Origin of the sequence: Ruoffia sp. FAM 20857 (genome assembly GCF_045528645.1) — a bacterium.
Classification (GTDB): Bacteria; Bacillota; Bacilli; order Lactobacillales; family Aerococcaceae; genus Ruoffia; species Ruoffia halotolerans.
The window spans coordinates 13,850-39,957 of sequence record NZ_JBGQRB010000006.1 but is presented as its reverse complement, the minus strand read 5'-3'; the positions used below and the strand labels follow the sequence as shown (position 1 = coordinate 39,957).

The 26,108-nt window shown below is 37.6% G+C and carries 26 protein-coding genes; 4 read left to right on the top strand and 22 right to left on the bottom strand.

Features of this window, described 5'->3' with window-relative positions:
* Nucleotides 1-96: 96 nt before the first annotated feature.
* From ACEN4N_RS02490 to ACEN4N_RS02455, 8 genes are all read right to left on the bottom strand, one after another.
* Nucleotides 97-1,293 (bottom strand): glycosyltransferase family 4 protein, encoded by a 1,197-nt coding sequence (locus ACEN4N_RS02490; protein ID WP_407089240.1) that lies wholly within the window; start codon nt 1,291-1,293, stop codon nt 97-99.
* A 100-nt stretch (nt 1,294-1,393) separates the two neighbouring features.
* Nucleotides 1,394-1,927, bottom strand: coding sequence for a biotin transporter BioY (locus tag ACEN4N_RS02485; protein ID WP_407089241.1), 534 nt, complete (start codon nt 1,925-1,927; stop codon nt 1,394-1,396).
* On the bottom strand, nt 1,928-2,932 hold the full coding sequence (locus tag ACEN4N_RS02480) for a biotin--[acetyl-CoA-carboxylase] ligase (protein WP_138404842.1): 1,005 nt from the start codon (nt 2,930-2,932) through the stop codon (nt 1,928-1,930).
* A gap of 98 nt (nt 2,933-3,030) precedes the next feature.
* The gene (gene ptsP, locus ACEN4N_RS02475; RefSeq protein ID WP_407089242.1) at nt 3,031-4,755 is read right to left on the bottom strand and encodes a phosphoenolpyruvate--protein phosphotransferase; all 1,725 of its coding nucleotides are present in this window, start codon (nt 4,753-4,755) and stop codon (nt 3,031-3,033) included.
* Nucleotides 4,755-5,021, bottom strand: coding sequence for a phosphocarrier protein HPr (locus tag ACEN4N_RS02470; protein WP_138404840.1), 267 nt, complete (start codon nt 5,019-5,021; stop codon nt 4,755-4,757). Before ACEN4N_RS02470 ends, ptsP begins: the two co-directional genes overlap by 1 nt.
* A 171-nt stretch (nt 5,022-5,192) precedes the next feature.
* A complete protein-coding gene (locus tag ACEN4N_RS02465; protein ID WP_407093601.1) occupies nt 5,193-6,776 on the bottom strand; it encodes a peptide chain release factor 3 in 1,584 nt (527 codons plus the stop codon).
* A gap of 91 nt (nt 6,777-6,867) precedes the next feature.
* The gene (locus ACEN4N_RS02460) at nt 6,868-7,518 is read right to left on the bottom strand and encodes a DivIVA domain-containing protein (protein ID WP_407093600.1); all 651 of its coding nucleotides are present in this window, start codon (nt 7,516-7,518) and stop codon (nt 6,868-6,870) included.
* Nucleotides 7,519-7,605: 87 nt separating this feature from the next.
* Nucleotides 7,606-8,670, bottom strand: coding sequence for a M42 family metallopeptidase (locus tag ACEN4N_RS02455; protein ID WP_407093599.1), 1,065 nt, complete (start codon nt 8,668-8,670; stop codon nt 7,606-7,608).
* Nucleotides 8,671-8,772: 102 nt separating this feature from the next.
* On the opposite strand from ACEN4N_RS02455, the gene ACEN4N_RS02450 reads away from it, so the two are divergent.
* Nucleotides 8,773-9,219: a GNAT family N-acetyltransferase gene (locus ACEN4N_RS02450; RefSeq protein WP_407093598.1), complete on the top strand. Its 447-nt coding sequence runs from the start codon at nt 8,773-8,775 to the stop codon at nt 9,217-9,219.
* Nucleotides 9,220-9,275: 56 nt separating this feature from the next.
* Here ACEN4N_RS02450 and mgtE read toward each other — a convergent pair whose 3' ends face one another.
* From mgtE to ACEN4N_RS02425, 5 genes are read right to left on the bottom strand one after another with little or no spacing between them, the layout of a single operon-like run.
* Entirely contained in the window at nt 9,276-10,640 is a 1,365-nt protein-coding gene (gene mgtE, locus ACEN4N_RS02445) for a magnesium transporter (protein WP_407093597.1), read from the bottom strand.
* Nucleotides 10,627-11,541, bottom strand: a complete 915-nt coding sequence (locus tag ACEN4N_RS02440; RefSeq protein WP_407089247.1) for an RluA family pseudouridine synthase — start codon at nt 11,539-11,541, stop codon at nt 10,627-10,629. The genes mgtE and ACEN4N_RS02440 overlap by 14 nt, the downstream gene beginning before the upstream one ends.
* Nucleotides 11,542-11,568: 27 nt before the next feature.
* Nucleotides 11,569-12,162, bottom strand: a complete 594-nt coding sequence (locus tag ACEN4N_RS02435; protein WP_407089248.1) for a thioredoxin family protein — start codon at nt 12,160-12,162, stop codon at nt 11,569-11,571.
* A 15-nt stretch (nt 12,163-12,177) separates the two neighbouring features.
* On the bottom strand, nt 12,178-12,993 hold the full coding sequence (locus tag ACEN4N_RS02430) for an NAD kinase (protein WP_407093596.1): 816 nt from the start codon (nt 12,991-12,993) through the stop codon (nt 12,178-12,180).
* Nucleotides 12,990-13,670: a GTP pyrophosphokinase family protein gene (locus ACEN4N_RS02425; protein ID WP_407089250.1), complete on the bottom strand. Its 681-nt coding sequence runs from the start codon at nt 13,668-13,670 to the stop codon at nt 12,990-12,992. Before ACEN4N_RS02425 ends, ACEN4N_RS02430 begins: the two co-directional genes overlap by 4 nt.
* A gap of 156 nt (nt 13,671-13,826) precedes the next feature.
* On the opposite strand from ACEN4N_RS02425, the gene ACEN4N_RS02420 reads away from it, so the two are divergent.
* Both ACEN4N_RS02420 and ACEN4N_RS02415 read left to right on the top strand, forming a co-directional pair.
* Nucleotides 13,827-14,417 carry a CYTH domain-containing protein gene (locus tag ACEN4N_RS02420; protein ID WP_407093595.1) on the top strand — a complete coding sequence of 197 codons (591 nt, stop codon included), beginning with the start codon at nt 13,827-13,829 and terminating at the stop codon, nt 14,415-14,417.
* Between the two features lie 85 nt (nt 14,418-14,502).
* On the top strand, nt 14,503-15,168 hold the full coding sequence (locus ACEN4N_RS02415; RefSeq protein WP_407093594.1) for a DsbA family protein: 666 nt from the start codon (nt 14,503-14,505) through the stop codon (nt 15,166-15,168).
* Nucleotides 15,169-15,328: 160 nt separating this feature from the next.
* Here the strand turns inward: ACEN4N_RS02415 and ACEN4N_RS02410 are convergent, their stop codons facing one another.
* The 9 genes from ACEN4N_RS02410 to ACEN4N_RS02370 form a co-directional block, all read right to left on the bottom strand.
* Nucleotides 15,329-16,327 (bottom strand): bile acid:sodium symporter family protein, encoded by a 999-nt coding sequence (locus tag ACEN4N_RS02410; RefSeq protein WP_407093593.1) that lies wholly within the window; start codon nt 16,325-16,327, stop codon nt 15,329-15,331.
* Nucleotides 16,328-16,661: 334 nt separating this feature from the next.
* Nucleotides 16,662-17,525 carry a prephenate dehydrogenase gene (locus ACEN4N_RS02405; protein WP_407093592.1) on the bottom strand — a complete coding sequence of 288 codons (864 nt, stop codon included), beginning with the start codon at nt 17,523-17,525 and terminating at the stop codon, nt 16,662-16,664.
* Between the two features lie 13 nt (nt 17,526-17,538).
* Nucleotides 17,539-18,393 (bottom strand): prephenate dehydratase, encoded by an 855-nt coding sequence (locus ACEN4N_RS02400; RefSeq protein WP_407089255.1) that lies wholly within the window; start codon nt 18,391-18,393, stop codon nt 17,539-17,541.
* Nucleotides 18,394-18,547: 154 nt separating this feature from the next.
* Nucleotides 18,548-20,311 carry an ABC transporter ATP-binding protein gene (locus tag ACEN4N_RS02395; protein WP_407089256.1) on the bottom strand — a complete coding sequence of 588 codons (1,764 nt, stop codon included), beginning with the start codon at nt 20,309-20,311 and terminating at the stop codon, nt 18,548-18,550.
* Between the two features lie 13 nt (nt 20,312-20,324).
* Complete coding sequence (locus tag ACEN4N_RS02390) at nt 20,325-22,058, bottom strand: ABC transporter ATP-binding protein (protein ID WP_407089257.1); 1,734 nt, start codon at nt 22,056-22,058, stop codon at nt 20,325-20,327.
* 136 nt (nt 22,059-22,194) lie between these two features.
* Nucleotides 22,195-22,551, bottom strand: coding sequence for a 50S ribosomal protein L20 (rplT, locus tag ACEN4N_RS02385; protein WP_138404823.1), 357 nt, complete (start codon nt 22,549-22,551; stop codon nt 22,195-22,197).
* Nucleotides 22,552-22,580: 29 nt separating this feature from the next.
* Nucleotides 22,581-22,778 (bottom strand): 50S ribosomal protein L35, encoded by a 198-nt coding sequence (gene rpmI, locus ACEN4N_RS02380; protein WP_138404822.1) that lies wholly within the window; start codon nt 22,776-22,778, stop codon nt 22,581-22,583.
* A gap of 33 nt (nt 22,779-22,811) precedes the next feature.
* Nucleotides 22,812-23,342: a translation initiation factor IF-3 gene (gene infC / locus ACEN4N_RS02375; protein WP_138404854.1), complete on the bottom strand. Its 531-nt coding sequence runs from the start codon at nt 23,340-23,342 to the stop codon at nt 22,812-22,814.
* Between the two features lie 202 nt (nt 23,343-23,544).
* Nucleotides 23,545-24,702 (bottom strand): O-antigen ligase family protein, encoded by a 1,158-nt coding sequence (locus ACEN4N_RS02370; protein ID WP_407089258.1) that lies wholly within the window; start codon nt 24,700-24,702, stop codon nt 23,545-23,547.
* 201 nt (nt 24,703-24,903) lie between these two features.
* On the opposite strand from ACEN4N_RS02370, the gene ACEN4N_RS02365 reads away from it, so the two are divergent.
* A complete protein-coding gene (locus ACEN4N_RS02365; RefSeq protein WP_407089259.1) occupies nt 24,904-26,094 on the top strand; it encodes a D-alanyl-D-alanine carboxypeptidase family protein in 1,191 nt (396 codons plus the stop codon).
* Nucleotides 26,095-26,108: the final 14 nt, after the last annotated feature.

Sequence of the window (26,108 nt, the reverse complement as noted above, 5' to 3'; positions counted from 1 at the left end):
TCAATATAGTATATGTTAACAAAATGCATTGAAATTGCAAGAAGTTACATAAACTATTTTTGATTCATTCTTATTTTTCTACATCTACTGCATAAGTTACATATTACTCCACGGTTCTTTAATCTCACTTAACATTCTATCAAAGAAATTTGATCGTGACTGATCTGTGTTTTGAATGATATTATCATAGAACGCATAAACATTCTCTGCAAAGCGTTCAGCAGAGATACTTTCTAATGATTCAGGATTAATATTCTCAATTTCACCCGCGTACTTCTTGTTTAAATATTTAACGATGGCTTCTGATAATGACCCATTCGGTGCATAGAGTTGTCCGAATTCTCCTGTTTGAATAATTAAGTTTAAGTAATCATTTTCTTTCGCCACAATTGGCAATCGATTCGCGATTGACTCTAAGTATGTTAAACCTTGGGACTCCGATTCACTCGCATTTATGTATAAATCAGCCATTTGGTAATATTGATTGACTTCATTATGTGAAATTTCACCTATGAAGTGAACATTCTCCAATTCATATCCTTTAGCAATGGTTTCTAGAGTCTCTCGGTAAGGTCCGTCTCCAACTATGACTAAATGAGCCGCTGGATACGCTTCTTGAACCGCCGGGAATGCCATAATAACCTCGTCTAAAGACTTCTCTTTCGATAAGCGCGATAATGATAGTAATACCGGTGCATCATGTGGTATATTCAATTTCTTACGGGTCATCGCACGATAATTTTCGTTGAATTCTGGTAAAAGAACGCCTGTGGGAATAATGCGCATCGGCGATTCAACACCATAGTCTTTTAACGTTGCGTAAGTTAATTCACTTGGTGTAATCACTCCGTCTGCTTGTCCACAGAATACTTTTGAAAACCAACGTACGTGCTGTCGTTTAATTAAACGCCCATCCCAAATGTAGTGAGTGTAATTTTCATACATCGTATGATAAGTATGAATCGTTGGAATTTTTAATCGACTTGCAACATATTTACCTGCTAAACCTAAGCTAAATTCTGTATGTGTATGGATTATATCTAAGTCATATTCTCTTGATATCTTTACGCATCGATCTAAACCACCAAAAGCTATTCGGCGATCTTCAAAACTCGCAAAAGGTATACTTGGTAATCTAACTACGCCATTTTCTGGTCGTGCTTCTGGATCTGTTGTTGTAAATATTATGACTTCATGGCCAACTTTTCTTAACTGATCACAAAGTATCTTGATTGAAGTCGACACTCCACTTACTTGTGGAAAATATGTGTCAGTAAACATGCCAATTCGCATCAAATACCCCTCTCGACTATAATTTCTCATACAAATTATAGTACTTTTTAAAGTGTAGACTTATTGTATCACAAGGTATTTTCAATGTGTAGATTTACATTTATAAGATGCGTTGAAGTCTTTTATAGATAAAGATTGCTAAGAGCGCTTTAAATATATCTCCTGGTATAAAAGGTATCAACCCTAGTTGTAAAACATGCATAAAGCCAGTTTCAATATCTAATACGTTTCGAAAGATAATATACATGTAACTTAAACCAATTATATATAAAATAACCGTTCCAATTAATGTGATACCAATAAGTTTCGAATTTGTTTCAGGTTTCAATCGTTGTTTGAGATAACTAATAATAAAACTCGCTGGAATAAAACCAATCACAAACCCAAAGGATGGCGATATGAATGATCCAAACCCTCCAGTTCCACCACTAAATACAGGCAGTCCGAATAGTCCAATAACTAAATAAATTAACGTCGTTAATCCCGCGTATTTCGCTGGTAATACTAAACCTATCATTAATATTGCAAATGTTTGTAATGTTAATGGGACCGGACCAAAAGGAATGGTTAGTTGTGAACATATAATTAGTAAAGCTAGCATTAAAGCCATTTGTGTCAATTGTCTTGTTTTCATTTAGTTTCCTCCCTTAGCAAACTGACTACTTGATAAATGAATTTCTTGTCCGAATAATTCTTCCATCTCACCTGAAGGCAACTCCACAATTAAGTGACCTTCTTCGTTTATTCCGCGTATGATACCATGTCTTTCCTCAGCTTTAACGGAATACGTCACAGGTTTGTTAATCCCTAATAGATGAGTCGAATAGTAAGGTAAATATTCTTTCTTATCAATCTCTTTAATATAAGTGAGGAGGCGATAGACGTAAGTTGAGAGTAATACATTTAAGTTTAGTTCTTTAGGTAACTCACTCCCATACAAGGTTCCTGCAACACCTTGTGTCATCTCATCAGCTTCATCGAAGTCACCTGCTAGATTCAGCCCTAAACCTATAACTACCGATGTAATCTGGCCACTTTCGATATCACTGATTGCTTCACATAGAATCCCGCTGACTTTTTTTCCTTCATAAAATAAATCATTAACCCATTTAATATCAATGACTTTCCCAGTGACTTCCTCAATCGCTTCTGACATCGCAGTAGCCGTTGCAATCGTGAATAATGGAATATGTTCTGGTCGTGTTTGGTTAACAGGAACGAGTAAAGATGAGTAGAGTCCTTCTTTTATAGTAGAATGAAAGCTCTTACCGTATCGACCTCTTCCTTTCGTTTGCTTTCTTGAGATCACATACTTACCTTCGTTCGGATGGTTAGCTGCATGTACTTTTGCGACATCATTCGTTGAAGTGACTTCATCATAAAGTGTGATTTTTAAGTCTGCTCCATGTTCGCCTAGTAATAAACTTATTTGTTCTGGATCAATACTTTTCGTACTTTGAATGTATTGATAACCTTTTCTTGGGATACTTTGGATCACATAACCTTGTTCCCGTAATTCTTCAATTGCTTTCCAAACAGCACTTCGTGTCACTGCAAATTCAGTGGCTAATTCTTGACCTGAATGGACTGTACTGTTTCCTTCAGATAATTTCTTTAATAATTTATTTTTTAATGTCATCTTTTACTCCTTTGGTCAACCATATATAATATATGGTTGACGTATAGTGAATAATAAAATCCTAGGCTAAGTAAATAACCTAGGATGCTATATTAAATTTATTTTATTGCTTCTTCAACTAATGCGACTACTTCTTCAGATGATGTACATTCATTAATTGCTTTTTCAGCCAATGCTTGCATATCAGTTAAGTTTAAACGTCTCACTAAACTACGTGTTTTTAATACACTTGAAGCACTCATAGAGAACTCATCTAAGCCTAAACCAAGTAATAATGGTACAGCCGTTTGATCTCCTGCCATCTCACCACACATACCTGTCCATTTACCTTCAGCGTGTGAAGCATCAATCACGTTCTTAATTAAACGTAGAATTGATGGGTTATATGGTTGGTATAAGTAAGAGACACGTTCATTCATACGGTCTGCTGCCATTGAATATTGAATTAAGTCGTTTGTTCCGATACTGAAGAAGTCAACTTCTTTGGCGAATTGATCCGCTAACATTGCTGCTGCAGGAATTTCAACCATAATACCAATTTGAATATCTTCTGAAACTTCTACACCTTCAGATAATAATTCTTCTTTAACTTCTAGTAAGAATGATTTTGCTTCACGGAATTCTTGTAAAGTGGCAATCATCGGGAACATAATACGTAACTTACCATGTACAGATGCACGTAATAAAGCACGTAATTGAGTTTTGAACATATCTTTCTTGTCTAACGAGATACGAATTGCTCGGTATCCTAAGAATGGGTTCATCTCTTCTGGCAATTCTAAGTATGGTAACTCTTTGTCTCCACCAATATCCATCGTACGAACAACAACTGCTTTACCATCCATTGCTTCTAGCACTTCACGGTATGCGTCGTATTGTTCGTCTTCAGTTGGGAAGTCAGAAGAATCCATATATAAGAACTCAGTACGGTATAAACCAATCGCTTCGGCACCATTCTCAAGAACAGCCGTCACGTCTTTAGGAGTACCAATGTTGGCAGCGAGTTCAACTGCGTGGCCATCTTTAGTTTCTGATGGCGAATCCACAAGTTTAGCCCATTCTGCTTTTTGTTCTTCAAAAGCTTGTGCTTTTTCTTCGTATTCTTTCACTTGTTCTTCTGTCGGATCAACAATAATGTGACCTTCCATTGCGTCAACGATAACTAAATCGCCATCTTTAACTTGAGATACAATTGAGTTTGTACCAACAATTGCTGGAATCTCTAAAGAACGCGCCATGATTGCCGAGTGAGAAGTACGTCCACCAATATTTGTAACGAACGCTTTCACAAACTGCTTGTTTAATTGAGCAGTATCACTTGGTGTTAAATCATGAGCAATAATAACAACTTCTTCGCTAATTGTCGCTGGGCTAGGTAATTTAACGCCTAATAATGCAGCAAGAATACGTTTTGAAACGTCTTTAACGTCTGCAGCACGTTCTTGCATATAAGCGTTATCTTCCATGGCACTAAACATTTGAATGAACATATCACTCACGTCGCCTAATGCAGCTTCAGCGTTGATTCCTTCGCTCGAAACTTTTTCTCTTACTTGCCCAGTAAATTCTGGGTCAGATAAGAACATTAAGTGAGCATCGAAGACTTGTGCTTCTTCTTCACCTAATGATTTTTCAGCAATTGAGCGAATTTGTGTGATTTCAGCTGTCGCTTGTTCAACCGCTTTATCAAAGCGAACTGCTTCTGCTTCAGCATCTTCCACTGTAGTGCGATCAAAAGTTAAATCTGGTTCTGTTAATAGATACACTGGTGCAATTGAAATACCATCACTAGCAGCAATCCCAGTAACTTCGATTTTTGTCATTATGCAGATAATCCTTCGTTTTTCATTGTCTCTGCAACAGCTTCAATGGCTTCTTTTTCGTCGTCACCTTCAGCAGTGATTACAACATCAGCACCTTGCCCAACACCTAAAGACATAACCCCCATGATAGACTTAAGGTTAACTGATTTACCTTTATACTCTAAGTTAATGTCTGAAGCAAATTTACTTGCCGTTTGCACCAATAATGTCGCGGGACGTGCGTGAATCCCAGTCTCAGCAATTACGTTAAATTCTTTCTTTTCCATTCGAAAAATCTCCTTTATAAATGAAATTTTAATATGAGTTTCAATAAATAAAACTCTTACATATATAAGAATACCATTTTTTAAGCGTTTCAACAATATAAAACTATCGTTTTATAATCTTTAATGTTTAAAGATGCCTTTAATGTATAAGTTAGCAACGATTAACTGTGTTTACAATAGTTGTTCTAACTCAATATCTGGATATTTATCTTGGAACCAACGCTCAGCAAATTGATTCTCAAATAAGAACACTGGAGCTCCAAAGCGGTCACGAACTAGTAAGTTACGACTTGAAGACATACTTGGATCCAAATCTTCCTCTTTAATCCAACGCGCAATTTTACTCCCCATTGAAGTCATATCAACTTCAGCATTATATTCATTTAATAAGCGGTATTGGAAGACTTCGAATTGAAGTTGTCCAACGGCACCGATAATATATTCTTCCGTATGATATGTTTTGTATAACTGAATCGCACCTTCTTGAACTAATTGTTCAATTCCTTTATGGAATGATTTTTGTTTCATAACATTTCTAGGGCTGACCTTCATGAACATCTCAGGCGTAAATTGTGGTAAAGGTGGGAAAGCGACAGCCTTCTTTCCTGAATACAAAGTATCTCCAATTTGCAGATTTCCAGTATCATACAGACCAATAATATCTCCAGCAACGGCTGTACTCACTTCTTCACGAGTATCTGCCATGAATTGAGTCGTATGTGCCATGCGAATTTTCTTTTGTGTACGATTTAAGGTCACATTCATTCCCGGTTCAAACTGCCCAGAAGCAATCCGAATAAAGGCAATACGATCTCGGTGTGCCGGGTTCATGTTTGCTTGAATCTTGAAGACAAAGCCTGTGAAGTCATCTTCAACTGGATCAACTTCATCGCCACTTTCAAGTTCAAACGCTTCCGGTGCTGGCGCTAACTCTACGAAAGCATCTAAGAATGTTTGAACACCAAAACCAGTTAAAGCTGATCCGAAGAAGACGGGCGTTAACTTACCGTTAGCAATCTTGTCTAAATCAAATTCGTTTCCTGCTTCATGCAATAATTGTGCATCTTCTAAAGCTTGAGAATAGATTGATGATTCTTTAAACGAATGCTCACCTTGAGCTTCTCCGTCTTCATCTAATGGAATAAAGATATCATCCTCTTCCTCATCATTCCCTCTTAATTCAACACGTTCATTATATAAATCATAAAGACCGATTAAGTTACGTCCCATACCCATCGGCCAATTCATTGGATACGCATCAATACCTAAGACTTCTTCCAATTCAGCCACTAACTCTAAAGGCTCACGACCATCACGGTCTAATTTGTTAATAAAGGTAAAGATTGGAATTCCACGGTGACTAACAACTTCGAATAATCGTTTCGTCTGTGGCTCAATCCCTTTACCAGAGTCAACGACCATGACTGCCGCATCCACGGCCATTAATGTACGATACGTATCCTCTGAGAAATCCTCATGTCCCGGCGTATCGACAATATTGACTTGAAGTCCGTCATAGTCTACTTGCATTACCGAACTGGTCACAGAGATCCCTCTTTGTTTCTCGATTTCCATCCAGTCGGATTTTGCGAATTTGTTTGATTTTTTACCCTTTGCCTTAACTGTTCCTGCTTCACGAATGGCTCCACTGTATAACAGCATCGCTTCGGTAATGGTTGTCTTACCCGCATCCGGATGGGAGATAATTGCAAACGTACGTCTTCTCTTGACTTCTTGCTCTAAATTATTTACCAAATAGTTACTTCCTTTCGTTATTGTCAGTTTCAAAAAAATGGAACAATGCAATGTGATTGAGTTCATCATTGCATTGTTCATAACATAAAAATTATCCGTTGAGTGTTCTCAACTCGATTAATTTTTTCTCGACATTACGCTCAGGACCTTGAGTCTCTTTTGAAGCTGCATCATTGGCAATCACTTCATGAATTAATTTTTCTAATTCACGTTTCTCTTCATCAGTTAATGTACTCTCAGATACTGACACTTCTTCGCTTTCTTTGCGTTTTTCGACTTTGCCGTCTGAAAATTCGCTAATCTGCATCGTATATTGATCCACTTCACTTTTGGGGAATAGTGATTCAAAATCTGTGCCATCAATAAACTCTGATACTTGATCAACCATTTCACGCATCTCATCTTTCATGAATGTTAAGCGATCTCTTAAAGCATTCCCACCATTCAATAAATCATTCCCGCGATTGATTGTTTCCTCTTTTAATTGAGCTGCTTGTTCATTCGCTTTGCTAATGATTTGCTCCGCTTGTCCAGCTGATTCTTCGATTATTTGTGAACCTTTTTGTCTAGCATCAACGATACCTTCTTTTAAGGCTGACTCTAATTCAATATAGGTTGCAAGTTGGCTTTCTAAGCTTTCAATCTTCTTTTCCAACTCGTCAATTTTACTTGTCTGTTGGCTCATCATCGAATCTACTTGACTCGTGTTATAGCCAAATAAACTTTTCGGTATATCTACCACTCATATCACTCCTCTACACTCTAACTCACTGTTATGTACTTCTTATAGTAGCAAATTTAAAGACATTTTACACGTTCTTTTTACCTATTAATTTTTATCAATCATTTCTGATTCTAAATATCTTTCAATTAACTCATATGTCGCATCTACTGATTCGTAGTGTGTACGTTCATATGCATGACTAGAATCTATTCCAGCACCGATTAAACCGTGGCGAACATCTGCCCCAGCACTCATAGCTGCGGATGCATCACTTGAATAGAATGGGTAAATATCTAATTGATATGGAATATCCTTTGCTTTACAAATATTAACGAACTGATTACGCAAGCCTAAGTGATATGGACCTGATCCGTCTTTAGCACAAATCGAGACACTATATTCATCCGTTCGTTGGTCATCTCCCATAGCTCCCATATCTACCGCAAGATATTCTTTAACTTCAGAAGCAATATTAGAATTTCCACCGTAACCAATCTCTTCGTTGGTTGAGATATAGAAGTGCGTCGTATGTGCTAACTCAATCTGATTACGGTGAATACTCTCAACCAATTCAATTAATAAAGCGACACTGACTTTATCATCTAAATGACGAGATTTAATAAAGCCTTCGTCCGTAATTGTAGCTCTTGGGTCAAATGAGATAAAATCCCCCACTTGAATACCAAGTTTTTCAACATCTTCTTGGCTCTTCACTTTATAATCTAAGCGAATTTCCATATTATCTTGATTCCGTTCGGCTGTACGCGCGTCCTTATAGACGTGAACACTCGTTTGGTGCATGAGGATTGTTCCGTTATATTTTTTATCTTCTAAACTAGAATGAACGGTACAGTACTCTCCTTCAATCGCGTTAAAAGTAAAGCCACCAATCAAATCCAGTTTTAAGCGTCCATTCGGTTTAATCGCGCGAACCATTCCACCTAAAGTATCCACATGAGCTGTCACAAAGCGGTGACTTTCTTTATTCTTACCATCGATACTTACAAGTAACCCGCCCTTGGGCGTCACTTCATAACTGACACCCATCTCATCAAACAAACCACAAATATATTGGATAATATCTGCTGTATAGCCCGTTGGTGATGGAATTGTCGTTAAGTTTTTTACATTTTCTAATCGTATTTTTGATACTTCTTTTATTTCTGTCATAAAAACATCCTTTGCTCATTGTATTTATATTCTCTATTATAGTAAAATAACGTCAATAATGTCACTGAAATTAATTATACATGAAATCGTGGAGGGTTTTAAATGAAATTTACTTGGGTATTAGATGGAGACACTTCGATTCTAAAGGATGCATTCGATATTCGTAAGAAAGTCTTTATTTACGAACAAAATGTTGATCCGGGAATTGAATTAGATGGTTTGGATCAACAACTAATTCACCTTATCGGATATATTGACAATCGTCCCGTCGCAACCGCACGCATCAATCTTAATGATACTAAAACTAAAGCTAAAATCCAACGTGTGGCTGTCATCAAAGAACATAGAGGGCAGGGCTTAGGTTTTGAATTAATGGAGGAAATTGAAAGATGGGCTAAAAAAAACAACCCTCCCATCGAAGTACTCAGCTTATCTGCTCAAGATTCAGCCATCCCCTTCTATGAGAAACTAAATTACAGAATCACTAATGAAAAAGGCTATTTGGATGCCAACATCCCTCATCATGACATGGAAAAACAACTCAATTAAAAAACGACCCTTTGACTGTTTTAAAATAGTCAAAGGGTCGTTCGTTATGTATTGCTTTAAATAATAGCTGATAAGAATAATTGAGCAATACTAAAGTAGATAAATACTGATGTTAAGTCACTCAGCGTTGAGATAAATGGTCCACTCGCAACTGCAGGGTCAAAACCAAGTCTGTCCATAATCTTCGGTATAAATGAACCTGCAAGATTTGCTACAATAATTGCAGCCATCATCGCTATTCCAATCACTGCACCTAGAACAAGATTTTGTTGCCAGACTAAGACGATTAACATCACTGTAATTCCGACAATGAGTCCAGTAATCGCGCCAGTAATTAATTCAAACATTAATGAAGTAAAGAAGTTCTCGTCATCGTATTTATTTGTCAATTTCCTTACAGCTACGGCCAATGACTGTGTCCCAGCATTTCCGGCTGTACCAGTAATTAAAGTAACAAAAGCAGATAAGACACTTGCTTCAGAAATTAGCGCATCATACTGACTAATTAAAGTCGCTGTTCCCATTCCTAAGAATAGTAAAGTGACCAACCAAGGAAGACGACTTCTTGCCGCTGATAGTGGCGTGTCATGACTCTCCCTAACGTCAACCGCCGCTAAACCAGAGTAGTCACTATCTGCCTCATCTTGTATAACATCTAAGACATCATCAACCGTAATGACACCGAGTAATTCACGGTCAAAACCAACAACAGGAAGCGCTAATAGGTCATAATCTTGAACCATCTTGGCTACTTCTTCTTGGTTATCATTTACTTGAACCGAAATCACACGCGTATTCATCACGTCATGAATCAGCTTATCTTCATCATTAATAATTAAATCCTTTAATGAGATTACACCAACGAGACGATTATTTTCATCTACAACATATACATAGTAAATTGTCTCAGCTTTAATCGCTTGCTCTCTCAGTCTGTGATAAGCGGCACCTAGAGTTAAGCCTTCTTGAACAGAGATAAATTCAGTCGTCATAATCGCCCCGGCTGTCTCGTCTAAATAATTAATCAGCGAGCTGATTTCACGAGCACTTTCTGCAGGCATTAGGTTCATATAGAGATTAATACGTTCACGGTTTTTTAAGTTATTCAACACATCAACCGCATTATCGGCATACATCTCGCCTAGAACTGACGCAGCATAAGGTGGAGACATCTCTTCAAAGTAGATATCAATCGTCTCGTCTTGCGATTCGAGCATGTCGAAGACATCTGCTAATTCTGAAGGAGATAAATATTGATAAATCTTTTCACGATCCTCTTTTTCCAAATTCGCAAATATCATACTTTGCTCATAATTATGTAAGGCTAGATACTCGGTTCTAAATCGAGTCATTCGGTTTTCGTTCAATAATTTTTTAAACGTTTCGATACTCTCTTCAAGAGATCTTTCAAATATTTCCATTTTCTATCTCCTCTTTTCTGATATTTAACCACGTGTGCATATCTTCTGGTATGGCTTGTTTGATGTGGATGTCTTCTCCTGTAAATGGATGAACAAACTGTAACTCACCACAATGCAAGGCTTGTCTTGATATCACTGAATCTTTTACTCCGCCATATAAATCATCGCCAACTAAAGGCCCACCCTTGTGGGCTAAGTGAACTCTGATTTGATGTGTACGTCCTGTGTGAAGCTGCATTCTTAGTAAACTTGCCTCTTCTACTTGTTCTTTTAACCAATACTCAGTTAAAGCAGCTTGCCCTGCTGGATCCACAATTCGACTGATAATTGATTCTGGATTACGGCCAATCGGTGCATCGATATAACCATGTTTATCCCAATCCACTTTATGTGACAAACCATAATAGATTTTAGTTAAACCTTTGCTTTGGATCATCCGGTCCATGTATGCATGGGCAAGACGGTGTTTAGCAATCAACATCAACCCGGTCGTATCGCGGTCTAAACGAGTGACGATATGAATCACTTGGTCTTTATATTCTTCTCTTACATAATAACCTTTAATACGATTTGCCATCGAGCTATCTGGATTTTGCTTTGAAGGAATGGAAACCGAAGCACTCGGTTTGTTCACAATCAAGAAATCACGGTCTTCGTAAACGACATCAATCGGGATATCTGACGGTGCTACCGTTTCATGTCCGTGTTCATCCGGTGCAATGAGTGTTAATACATCACCTTGGTTTAAAGTTGCTCTCACGGTCACTTCTTCTTGATTCAGTAAGATCTGCCCACCGTTGTGCTTCACCGCTTTTACAAAATTTCTTGGTATCCCTTCAAAGTGTAAAAAGTGTTTAATCGTTTGTTCTAAAGTATCTTGATACTCCCATGTTAAAATCACATTATCTTCCTAACTTGTTAAAATTTTCTATTGGTATTCTTCAGTATAGAGCGTGAAGAATTGTTCAATTTGTTCCATTGATGACTCATGACTGATTCGCTCTTTTGCTTCGCCATCTTCCATCACAAAGACATACGGAACAGTCTCGACACCAAATGTTTGCATGGCTCCTTGGAAGGTCGCATCGTGTTCGTGTAATCGAGTATTATAGTAATAGATTGGAACGTTTAATTCACTAGCAATTTGGTTAATCTTAGGTGATAAAGCTTTACACCAAGGGCATTCATCAAAGCCAATATATAATAACTTCGCTTGGTCACTCGTCTCTTGCAGAAACTCAATATAATCTGCTTCTGTTTGAACCGCTTCAATCTGTGAATAATCCACTGGAGATTGCGTTCCTTCGGCAAATGTCCCTATCTTATCTAGAGAATCATAGATCATGCCTTTTGCGTCCTCATTCATTGTTAACAACGACGTATCTCCTGGAATAGTAACGGGTGCGTTGATTCGCTCAACTCCGGCGAGTGCGGTATGTTCAAACTCATCGCTCTGGCTACTACAAGCCACTACCAAACCAACCGTCATGACTAGACCTATAACTTTCAAAATCCGCTGCATTTATAACATTCTCCTTTAAAGTGATTGTTTTCTCCCAATAAACGCATTTTCAACCCGATCCCAAAAGTGGGTATGTTTGAAGCTTGCGAAATGGATCCGTTGTTTAGCAACCTGACAAGTCACTTTGGATACTTCATAATTCAACCAACTTTGATTATCCACGGAAAGAATCGCAGATTGCGTATTCTCTGGTTTCAAAGTAAACCATTCATCTGAAGGAATAATAATTGGAGAACTTAAGGTACGATACACTCGATTATTTATTGAAGCCATCTCAGTCATTTGAATCGCATCTAGGCGCGGATGGATGACTGCTCCCCCTAATGATTTATTCAAGCCTGTTGATCCGGTTGGTGTTGAAATACTAATGCCATCTCCTCGGAAAGTCTCGAAGAAGTGGTCTTTAATATAGACGTCACTCACCATGGTTCCCATCGTTGAACGGATGGAGAATTCATTTAAGGCTAACATCTTCTTGCAACGCCCATCTTCTAAATAAATTTCGACATTGAGTAAAGGATAAGACACCGATTGATCGGATGCATTTAATAATCCATCCACAACCGCATCCACTTCATTGCTAAGCCAATCCGTATAGAAGCCTAGATGGCCAGTATGAATTCCGACGAATCTCGAATGTTCAATATATTGTTCGAAATGATGAAAGGCAGATAAGAAGGTTCCGTCTCCTCCAATTGATATAATAAAGTCTGGTTGTTCACGTTCATCCACAATTTCAATCTGGTGTTTATTTAATTTGTTTGTGAGCTCTGTTTTAATAGATTGAGATTGAGGTTTTGTATTTGAATAAATTAGTACCGTTGGTTTCATTGATTTACCTCATAATTCCCTTTATTTATTGCTGTATCGGGGTCCTCATATCTTTGTTCGAAGAATTGTGTCGCTTCGCGAATCTCTTCTCGAATCTCTGACATTTCTTGATCCAGCATAAATGCTGCTTCTGAAGCTCTTTCCAGTCGTTCAAGAATGTGCTTTGGATACTCTCCTTGATACTTATAGTTCAGCGAATGCTCGATTGTCGCCCAGAAATTCATTGCTAATGTTCTTATTTGAACCTCTACAATGACGGTATCCACATTCTTTGCGCGTTGTACAGGATATTCAATCACCATGTGATATGATCGGTAGCCACTGGGCTTATGGTGGTGAATGTAGTCACGAATCAATAATACTTTGAAATCCGTCCGCTCTTTTATTAATTCGGCTACTTCATAGATATCCTCAACAAATTGACACATGATACGGATTCCAGCAATATCTTGAACACCAATTAACATATCTTCAGGTTCGATTTCTCGCATTTCCATCTTCTCGAGAATACTCTCGCGTGTCTTCACACGTCCTGTAACGAACTCTATCGGCGTATGGCGGTGTAAAGTTCGGTATTCTTTTCGAATATTCTTTAGTTTCAGCTTTAATTCTTCTACAGCTTGTTCATAAGGAGCTAAGAATAAGTCCCAATTCTCGATAAAATTATCTTCTATCAATTTAGTCACCGACTTTCTTATTTTTGTATAAGTATATTTATTTGCTTATAGTAATGAATTATTATAGGATAAATGACGGACTGTAATGGACATACAGTTTTTTTATTTTTTGTATATATTACATTGTACATAATTTAGCTAAGAAAGGATATATACATGGTATCTTCAATTGAAAGAGAATTAAAAACACTACTAAGTAAAGCCGAGTATGAAAAGCTTTATACTTATTTTAATTTACAAAATCAACCAAAAATCATTCAATCCAATTACTATTATGATACAGCAGATGAAATTTTCAAGCAAAATAATTCAGCGATGAGATTAAGAGTATTTGATAATGGTTCGAGTGAATGGACAATTAAAGAGAGAGTGTCTGAACTTGAATCGATTGAACTTACTCAATTCAATCGAGAGAAAGTGATAGACGTGCCACAAGCATTGAATGAGGACATTATTTATTCAGCGGATATCCAAGAGTTTATTGCTTCAAGAAATATCGCCTGGACTGATATTAAAAGAACAATGAGTCTCATTACAGAACGTTATAATATCGACGTTCCTTATGGATTATATGCGTTAGACTATACTCAATATCCGCAAGCTGAAGATTACGAATTGGAACTTGAATCTCAAGATATTGAAGTTGCTTTAGAACAATTTAATTCACTGTTAGCGAGTGTTGATATATCTTACAAACAAGCAGAAACTAAGTTATCACGCGCACATCGATACTCTACAAATGAATAAATGAACAAGCCTATCATTCGCTAATAGTTTACTTTATTGTTAATATTAACTATACCAAATATAAGAAAGGAGGAGGAATTTCTAAATGAGTCAATATCAAATCGAATATAGACACAATGGCGTTCCAAGTGTATTTGAATTATTTTTATTCGTTAATCCATTAGGGAAAAATTGTTACACTTGTCAACATGAAGTTTTAAAGTTAATTGATTTAGTAACGTCAAACATAGATTTGCACATCCTACCTTTTCATAATCAACGTTTAGTTGAAGACTATATGCAACAACTTGGTATCAAAAAAACAAACTTGCAGGAGAGAAATTACATCTTTCAATCGGTATACCGGGCATCTCTCGCATATAAAGCAGCCTGTTTGCAAGGGAAACGATTAGGTCGTTATTTCTTAATGCGCCTTCAGGAGACAATCAATGGCGATATTTCTAAATTTAGTGAAGAATTCGCAATTGATCTTGCCAAAGACGTTGGACTAGATGTCGAAATATTTCAACAAGATATGCGGTCGGATTTTGTTAAACAATTGTTCTTAAAAGACCAAAAGACTGCCATCGATATGTCAGTTGAATCTACCCCTTCTATAGTTATTTATGAATACGTCACAGGCGAAGCAAGGTTATTGGAAGGCTATCCAATAACTTTAGAAACAATCTTAGATGAGATTGATGCTTTAATATGTGATGGCACTAATCATGAAGAATCAGGTGCGAATGTGGCAACATTACGACTTCTATAAAACTTAATTTAACAGGGGCTGACGTATCGCCCCTCTTTTTTATGCGCATAACAAGAGGCTCAACAACTGTGGTCAAAAATCACCATGCTTGCTGAGCCTTTTTGTTTGAGTGGGTGTGTGTTATTCCTCCACCAATTCACTTTCAAAATACTTTCCTAACTTAATTTGGTCTTTGTAACGCAGTCGCTCTAGCACGACTTGCTCGTACTGTAGCTTTTCCTCCCTCGGCTTTTTTCGTATCTTTCTTAGCACATAAACTACCAAACATCATTCCAACAAGTGTATGGACGATCGTTCCAGCTGCACCCGCTAAGGCTGCTTCTGGTGAAAAATGCGTTAAACCTAAACTTGCGGATAGTCCTGTATTTTGTGCCGCAACTTCAATCGCACACGTACGTTTTGTTATCGCAGAAGCATTGAATAACCCATAGATAAAGTAAACAATTGCATAAGCTAATAAATGATGAACTAATACTGCTAGGACAACCGTTAGCCCACCGGTTAGTAAATTCTCACGGTTCACTGATACTGTTCCAGCGAGAACTAACAGTACCGCCATCGATGAGAATGATGGCATCGCTGTCTTGATCTTTTCTGACTTGTCCCCTAAGAGATGAGACACAACTAATCCTAAGACAATTGGCACTAAGACGATTTGTGTGATGGATAAGAACATTGGCCAAAAAGCAATTTCAATAAATGCTCCGCCATAAGTCGCGATCAGAAGTGGTGTAACGAATGGGGATAATAATGTAGACACCGTTGTAGCACTCACTGAAAGTGGCACATTCCCATTAGCTAAGAGAGCCATAATGTTCGATGCGGTCCCTCCAGGAACTGATCCAACTATGATTAAACCTAAAGCAACATCACCTGATAGACCGAATAATTTCGCAATTGCAAAAGCGCTCAGTGGCATAAATAAGTATTGGATGGCAGAAACCATAATCACGCTCGTTGGGTTTTTAAGAACATGAGAAAAGTCAGATGCTTTCAATGTCAAGCCCATGGTGAACATAATGATTTGAAGTAATACACTTACATAACCACTTAAAGGTGTGAAAAAACTTGGGAACATTAAGGCTAATAAAGCCGTTAATACTACGAACATTGACAGGTTACTTGTAAAAGCGCTATTAAACTTTTTAAATAAATTCATGGATGAATCCTCCTATTATTTTCTGTGTAATTTGATAAATATGCACGTCGCTTTCAATGTCACTCATCGTTTTACCACTCCTTTGAATAATAAAAACCCCCACTCTAGATTACTAGAATGGGGGTTTGTTATCTGTTCCCATTCATTCAAGACGAATAGGACTTTTTAAACTGATTATAAAATCAATTTAACAAGCCCGGTCTTTGAATGACAATAATAATATTGTTGAAATGGGTAAACATAAGATAACCTCTTTTATCATTTATTTTTAATGTGATTATAATATAACTCACTTAGATTCTAATTGCAAGGAATTTAATACTTTAAATTGAAATTAAATCATTAAGTCATTCTTTTCAAAATCTACACGGCGGCGAGTGGCTTCAATAAAGGTTTCTTCTAATTCACGTTTATTATCCGTTAAGAGCGATTCTTTAATTTTTGTCATTTCTGCTTCAAATTCGCTAATAACTTGAACAAGCACATCCTTATTATTTAACATCAATTCTGACCACAGATTCTCATTTAGTTTCGCAATTCGAGTTAAATCTCGGTAACTGTCACCGATGAATTGCACCGTATTACGTTCAGGTTGATCACTATTAATTAGGGCCGCTGCAATACAATGGCATAATTGGCTCGTATAAGCGATTAATTCATCATGAACAAGGGGCGTTACTTGGGTTAATCTTTGGAAGCCAATTTTCTTAAGAAGGGCTTTAAATATATCCATATTCTCTGACTTATTCGAAGCGAGTGGCGTTAATATATAATTCGCTCCTATAAAGGCCGTATGGTCAGAGTATTCAAAGCCTTGTGATTCTCGCCCTGCCATCGGGTGTCCAAAGATAAAGTCGACTTGTTTAGGTAGAATTGGCACGATACTGTCAATCACATATTGTTTAATCCCTGTCGTTTCTGTCAGGATGGCACCCTCTTTGAAAGCGTCTGAGTTATGTAGAATAAACTCTTTAATATTCTCAGGGTATAGGGCAATAATGACGATATCAGCACGTTGTAGAATCGTTTCATTCTCAACTTCACCTTCCGCAATCACACCGGCTTTCAGGGCTTTGTCGAGTGTCGCTTGGTTTCTATCAATTCCCATCACATAATAATTCGAACTATCCGAAGCCTTAAATGCTTTCGCAAAGGAACCTCCGATGACACCTAAACCAACAATTGCAATCTTTTTCATTTTTATCCCCTTCCTAAACGTCTAAATAAATACTTTTTGACACTTGATCATATTGCCCCATGATTTGAAGGTATTCTGATACTTGATATAAAGTCTGAATCAATATGTTCACGGGTGAACTCATCTCTTTAATCGACACTTCTATAAAGAATCCATAAGTAAATGGCTGATTCTCAATCGGTCTGGCGCTTAAGTTTTGTAAGTTGCAATTGAAAATATCAAATACTTGAAGCAACTTAGATAAAGCACCCGATTCGTGACGAGTCTCAACATATAGACTTAAGCAAGTCCCGGTATATTCTCTTTCTTGAATCTTTTCAATCACATAGAAACGGGTCGTGTTTGTTGATTCGTCTTGCACATTCTCCATTAATGGAACTAATTGATGTAACTCCCCTGCTCGAGGACTCGCAATTGCAGCAATATCTCGTCGATTTAATGTTTGAATATATGACGCAGCTTTGGCAGTGTCTTCATATACCTTGCTTTCAATCAGTGGATACGAATTAAAGAACACCTGACATTGCGACAAGGCTTCAGGATGTGAATATACCATCTGAATGTCTTCTAAGCGACTTCCTTCCACTCCCCATAAAGTATGTCGAACAGGTTGGTAAGCCTCTGCAATCGCCATGACAGGCTTATAACGCAGTAAATCTGTGACACGAGCAATGATGCCGGTCGTTGAGTTCTCAACTGGAACGACAATTAAATCCAACTTGTCATCTAATAAATCATTCACGACCGCTTTAAAATCTCCATAAGGTACTGGTACTATCTCTGTCGTTGTATCATCCAATGTCTTTATATAATCTTGTAACGTTGCCTCACTATAAGAACCGGCAACACCTTGATATCCTATACGCATCCAAATTCCCCCAAAAATAAAAACCCACAGTCACTCAGATTGCTCTGATGAGTGACTGTGGGTTTATTGTATTCAATGTCACTTTCCATTATCTATTGCTAATATTGTAATCGAAATTAGCATTAAATGAAAGGTTGCATTCAATCTTTATATATTAAGTATTAAATTGGCTTTGATATAAGTCATAGTAGAAGCCTTTTTGTTCTAATAATTGCTCATGGTTACCATGTTCAATGATTTGACCATCTTTCATCACTAAGATACGATCGGCATCTTGGATGGTTGAAAGGCGGTGGGCAATAACGAAACTCGTACGCCCTTCCATCAAGCGTTCCATCGCTTTTTGAATCAACTGCTCTAGTCGAGTATCCACCGAACTTGTCGCCTCGTCTAGAATCAAGATTTTAGGATCAGATAATAAAGCACGTGCAATCGTTAGTAATTGTTTTTGACCGAGAGAAATGTTACTCGACTCTTGGTTCATACGATTCTCATAACCACCTGGTAACGTACGGATAAAATGATCCACGTTAGCCGCTTTGGCAGCTTCAACAATTTGCTCGTCTGTCGCATCTAAATTACCGAAACGTAAATTTTCTTTAATCGTTCCTTCGAACAACCAAGCATCTTGTAATACCATCCCGAATTGCTCGCGATATTTTTGTCTTGAAACGGCTCGGTTGTCTACGCCGTCCAATCTAATCGACCCTTTATCCACATCATAAAAGCGCATCAGTAAGTTAATCATCGTTGTCTTACCTGCACCTGTTGGACCAACAATCGCAATCGTTTCACCCGGTTTAACCTTTACAGAGAAATCTCTAATTAATGGTTTTGTTGGAGTGTATTGGAAAGAAACATCATCGAAAGTCACTTGCCCTGTCACAGGTGAAGGTATTTCTTCCGTTACTTCGTTCAATTCTTCTTCTTGGTCTAATACTTCCCAAATACGTTGCGTTGCAGCAACAGCCGCTTGTAATAACCCAGTAATTTGAGTCACCATTTGAATCGGTTGGTTAATTTGCCATACATATTGAGTAAAGGCCTGTAAGTTACCAACCGTTAAGCGTCCTGCCATCGTGAACATACCACCGACCACCGCAACAACTAAGTAAGCTAAGTGAGATACGACGGATACTAAGGGCATCATTAAACTTGATAAAAAGCTTGCTTTAAAGCCGACATCTGCTAACTCTCCCGTAATCGTACGGAACTCCTCTACAGAACTATCTTCACGCCCATATAAACGAATAATATTAAACCCAGTAAAGTTCTCTTGAACGAAACCGTTCATTCTACCTAAGACATCCGCTTGTTTCTTGAAGTGTTGTTGAGAAATCTTCACTACACTTTGAGCAACAAAGTAAGATATCGGCATACTAATAAAGACAATGAGCGCTAATTGCCAATTCAAAGTCAGCATCATGATCGTGACAAAGATAATCGAAAAGAATGCTGTTGTCACTTGAATTATTCCTTGTTGCAGTGAGTTGGAAACTGTCTCAACGTCACTAGTAATACGTCCTAAGATATCTCCAAATTGGTTACGGTCAAAATAAGCCACGGGGAGACGGTGAATCTTACGGATGATATCATCACGTAAATCACGGGTCATGTTCTGAACCGCAATTGTAATGTAGACGTTCGATCCATAATTTGTCCCTTGAACAATAAATCCACGAATGACATAAACAATTAGAATGGTAATAATGTATTCATAATTGATTGCCGCTCCTTCAGCTCCACGGGCGATATCCACGACGTTTTGAGTAATTTCCGTAATAGCTAATCCTAATACGAACGGCTCAACCACTGTCATTAAAACGTTAATGATTAAGAGTACGAGGGCTAGGATTAGTTGTTTATTATATGTTTTTAAGTATTTCCATAAGTTTCCAAATGTTTTTATTTCTTTCATCTAGCTCACTCCTTTACTCTTCTATAGTTGGATTTTTCATTTGTGAATTTGCAATATCACGGTAAATCTCATTCTCAACCATTAATTCTTCATGCGTTCCGCGTCCGACAATCTCACCTTCGTTTAAAACGATGATTTGATCAGCATTCATAATTGAGCTCACACGTTGAGCAACGACTAATACCGTTGAATTTGTTGTCACTTCTTTCAAGCGACGACGTAATTCCGCATCGGTCTTATAATCCAGTGCAGAAAAACTATCATCAAAGATATATACATCGGGCTGTTTCACAACTGCACGCGCAATCGATAGTCGTTGCTTTTGTCCACCAGATAAGTTTGTTCCACCTTCAGCTAAGAATGAGTGGTAACGTTCTTGAGTCTTATGGATAAAGTCACTTGCTTGCGCCACATCACTGGCACGTTCTAATTCGTTTTCCGTTGCATTGTATTTCCCGTAACGTAAGTTTTCTCCAATCGTTCCAGTGAATAACAATGCTTTCTGAGGAATGAAACCAATCTTTTGACGTAAAGCTTTTAAGTTATAATCACGTACATCCACACCATCGATTATGATACGTCCTAAAGTAACATCGAAGAAACGCGGAATAAGTTGAACTAAAGTCGACTTACCACTTCCGGTACTTCCGATAAAGGCAACCATTTCTCCAGGTTTCGCTTCAAAACTAATATTATGAAGGACTGGATTCTCAGTTTCTCCTGGATAAGCGAATGTCACATTATCAAAAGTTACGTAACCATGTGTTTCAGTTTGGGTTATACCATCTTCATTCACAGAGATCGAAATCTCGGTATTCATTATTTCCTGTAAACGATTCGAAGAAACATTCATTCTTGGATACATAATGAATAATTGTGAGAACATCATCACTGAAAATAAAGCGTGAAAGGCATATTCCACAAAAGCAACCAAGTTACCTACTTGTAATTCTCCAACTGCTAAAGGTTGTAGCGATAGTCCCATAATAAGAACAATCATCCAAACGAGGATATGCATGAAGATTGGGTTTGCTGCTGCCATTAATTTGAATAAACGCGTGGCGATATTTGAATAATGACGACTTTCTTTATTGAAACGATTTTCTTGATACTCCTCACGAGCAAAAGAACGAATCACACGTAGTCCTGTTAAATTCTCTCTCGCATATTGGTTAATTGTATCTAGAGACGTTTGTTGAGCTTCAGATAACGGTCTAGATTTCTTAGCAATGACATAAATCGCAACTAACAGAAACGGCATTGACGCAGCTACAATCCAAGCCAATGACGGACTGGTTATAATGATCATCACAATACTTCCGAAGAACATTAACGGTGTATTCACACCTAAACGCAGTGACATCTCAGCGAACTGCATTAACACGAATGCATCGTTTGTTACACGCGTTACTAAAGATGGAACACCAATCTTTTCAAATTCTTCATGTGAGAACTTTTGCGTATAATCGAAGATGTCATTACGCATATCTCGGATCATGATATTGGTTAATTTACTTGAGGCATAGGATAATAGAATACGTCCAAGTGCACCCAATATAATAATCCCTAACATCACCATGGCTAGAGTAAATAATAAACTTTGATCCCCTGGAATAATTGCTTGGTCAATCATAATTGATAGCACTGTAGGTAAGCCTAAGTTTACTAATACAAAAAAAAGGCTTCCGAACACATCTAATGCAAGCAGTCCGGGATAATTCTTAATATAACGCCAAATATAATTCATATGATTCCTCCTTTGTCTAAGTTCTATCTTAAACATCCGTATTTATTATGGCAACAAATACAGATGTAATATTTCATTTTTTTTGGTATTTTTAACAATAAAAAAGGAGTCTCATTACTGAGACTCAAATCTTAGATTAAGCTAAAGCTGCTTTTGCTTGCTCTACTAAAGCTGAGAAAGCTGCTTCATCGTTAACTGCTAAGTCAGCTAACATTTTACGGTTCATTTCGATACCTGCTTTTTTTAGACCATTCATTAATACACTATAGCTCATTCCGTTCATACGAGCTGCTGCGTTAATACGCGTAATCCATAAACGACGGAAGTTGCGTTTTTTCTGACGACGGTCACGGTAAGCGTAAGTATGAGATTTCATGACTTGTTGTTTAGCCATCTTGAATGAAATACTTTTTGCTCCGTAATAACCTTTTGCTAATTTAATTGTACGTTTACGACGTTGACGAGTAACGTATCCACCTTTAACACGTGCCATTGTGAATTCCTCCTTTTAGTTCGTTGATATTATAGTTGTGAAATTTGTTGTTTGATGCGTTTGAAATCTGAACTAGATACTAACGCTGCTTTACGTAATTGACGACGTTGTTTCTTAGTTTTACCGTGGAAACGGTGAGAAGTAAAGGCTCTAGAGCGTTTTAATTTCCCTGAACCTGTCTTTTTAACACGCTTTGCTAATCCACGATGTGTTTTTTGTTTTGGCATGATAAATCCTCCTATGTTTTAAATAATAATGTTCTATTCTTCGCTACTTATTGGAGCAAGAATTGCGAACATACTACGCCCATCCATCTTAGGTTTTGTTTCAACAGTTGACACTGCATTCGCGTCATCAAGGAAATCCATGATAACGTCGCGTCCTAAGTCTTTATGTGTAATTGCACGGCCGCGGAAACGAATTGAAACTTTAACTTTGTCTCCTTTTTCAAGGAATTTAATTGCTTGACGTAATTTTGTTTGGTAGTCATGGTCTTCAATCCCTGGGCTTAAACGAATTTCTTTTAAGCTGACAGTTTTTTGATTCTTACGTTGCTCTTTCTCTTTCTTCTGTTGCTCATAACGATATTTACCGTAATCCATGATTCGAGCGACAGGGGGTTTTGCGTTAGGAGACACAAGCACTAAATCTAATTCAAACGACTCGGCAATAGTAAGAGCATCCTGAAGAGACTTAACGCCAATCTGTTCGCCTTGATCTCCAATAACACGTACCTCACGTGCACGAATGCCATCATTGATAGGTAATTCTTTTATGATCTCCACCTCCATGTATTTTGAGAAACAAGTAACAATAAAAAAAGCAAGTTTATAAAATAAATATAAACTCGCCGTTAAATATAGACACACCACTCCTAGTGGCAGACTATGTATTTGCCAAATTCACTTTGGCGAGAAACGGCTCGTTTCTACTTGTTTTCTCAACTAACACATAGTACCACATAGATTATCGAAGTGCAATGTTTTTTTAAATTTATTTTGTTTTTTCTGTTAATTGTTGTATTGGCAAGACAACTGCTAGGAAAATGTACCCCGTTTGTGTCCAAAGGATTGATACATCCATTATTCCATGGACGATCACAGTCACGAGCATCGTTGAAATTAAAGCAAATTCCTTACGGTACTCCATCTGCTTCGCTAATCTGACTATAGACTTTAAGTAATCTTTCATCATAAAGCCTAAGATAATGACCCCAATCACACCGTAATCAGCTAAGGTATTAATCCCTAACTGATGTGCATGCATATCTGCTTTGTCAGTATATAAGTAATATAAATTCATATAACTCATGGCCCCACGACCAAACAGCGGATTACTCATAAAAATCTGCCAACCAACATCCCATAGCGCAAACCGATCCTGAAAGGCGTAAGCAATCGAGCTAAACCTAGGGATTAAGTCTGGATTAACGAATAAAGCAATCCCTCCAACTGCTGCCAGTCCCAACATATACCATACATATGACCGCTTCGTCCAAAAGACAAACCAAACAATCGCCACCGCGACTGTAGGGAGCACCATCCGCGAAGCCGTTAGTAAGATACTCATGATATTCAGGACAAATGAAAAATAATAGTAGGCTTTAAATCTCTTAGCATAATCACTCTTTAATAGTAGATACATACCAATATTAATCGCAAAGATACAGTATAAGCCGTAATAATTCGGATTAAAGAAGGTCGACTCTGCCCTCGTCTGAACATTCGCATATTGGAATACATAGAGTAAAGTGTAACCTTCACGGAATACATAAGAGACATAGACAAGGAGTGCATAGATAGCGACAGGAATACTTCCCAGTACGAATATATTCAACGTCTTCAAGTATCTTTCTACTGTGATCCACTTCAAGTAACTACTAAAGTAAATCACAAATAAGAAAAAGACTAAGGTGATTAAAACACCGATGTAGTTTCGATTAATTAATGAAACGATTAGAACATAAAGTATAAATATGCTCAACCATTTGTTTTTAATAAACGTTCGCATTGTTAAGCTACGTTTCTGCCATATTAAGTAGGTAATCGCAAGCAATAGTACAACAGCGTGAAGATAAATAGGTAGTAATATGGCAATAGAAACAATATAAAACAAATTAGGCCGAATATATTTTTTCCAAGCCGATTTCATTTCTCATCCCCCTCAATGTGATTATTTACATTATAGTCTACTTTATTACTTTTTAATAATACAAATTCAAGAAAATGCATAAACAAAGTTTGAATTTTGTGTGAAAAGATATGTAATAAAGTAAAAATATTCCAAGGCTATTTGAAATGCGTAAATAGTTCGCTATAATTAATTGGTATTAAATTTGAGGAGGTCATCACTTTGTTCAATAAACGAACAATAAAGTGGCTTACCGTGCTTTCTTTAACAAGCATGTGTTATGCCAATCTATATCCAACTACAGCCCAAGCTGTAAGTAAAACACCTATCTTTAACTCTAACAATGTATTGTTAGAACCTTCAGAACCAATTGAACTGCCAGAAGATTACCCTAGTGAATTGCAAGAATGGTACGATAGTAATATGGACGCTCGTTCGTATGTCATGATTGATCAGGCAACAAACAAAATTCTTGCCAATCGTGAAGGGAATGTTCCTTACCCTATTGCTTCAATGACGAAAGTATTATCAATGTACTTAATCTATCAAGCCTTAGATGAAGGTACTTTGAAACTTGACCAAGAGATCGAGATTCCAACAGAAATAGTGGAAGATATCTCATCTAATGTAGAATTATCAAACGTCTGGTTGGTAGAAGGGATTACTTACCCCGTTGAGGATTTAATGTATGCCGTCATGTTACAATCTGCCAATGATGCGACTTCTGCTTTAATGTGGGAGATCTATGGTAGCGAACAAGCTGCTGTACAAGCGATGCAAGATCAGTTAACTGAGTGGGGAATAACAAATGCTCAGATGTACTCAACTTCAGGTGCTCCAAACATTGAAGTTCCAGAATCATGGTGGATGCCTGGTTCGAATGAGATGAGCGAGAATACGATGTCCGCAGCAGATATGGCCTTAGTGGCCCAACATACGATTGAAGAATATCCACAAATCTTAGATATTACAACAACCCGCGAATATACCTATATGGAAGGTACAGACGAGGAACAAATTTTATTCAATCCAAACCAATTACTTGAAGGTGGCACTTATGGTCGTTCTGGTATTACTGGCTTGAAGTCTGGTTTCACTGATGCTGCTGGATTGAACTTTGTGGCAACAGGTAATCAAGCAGACCGTGACTTTATTGCGGTAGCGATGGGAACTTTTGGTGAAGGTATGAGCTCATACTGGGAGATCGAAATCCTGTTAGACGGCTTATTAGATCATCCAGAGGTGATCGACCTTGACCTACCTACTAACCTCAAAGCACAAGAGCCTGCTGAGGAATTAGTGGAAGAAGCAGCCCAAGAAGATACAACGACAGAAGATAGTACCCCAATTGAAAACAACCGTGACAACGCGATTACTAACTTCATGCGAGATATCTTTGGAGTGTTTAATTAATTATATGACTAAAA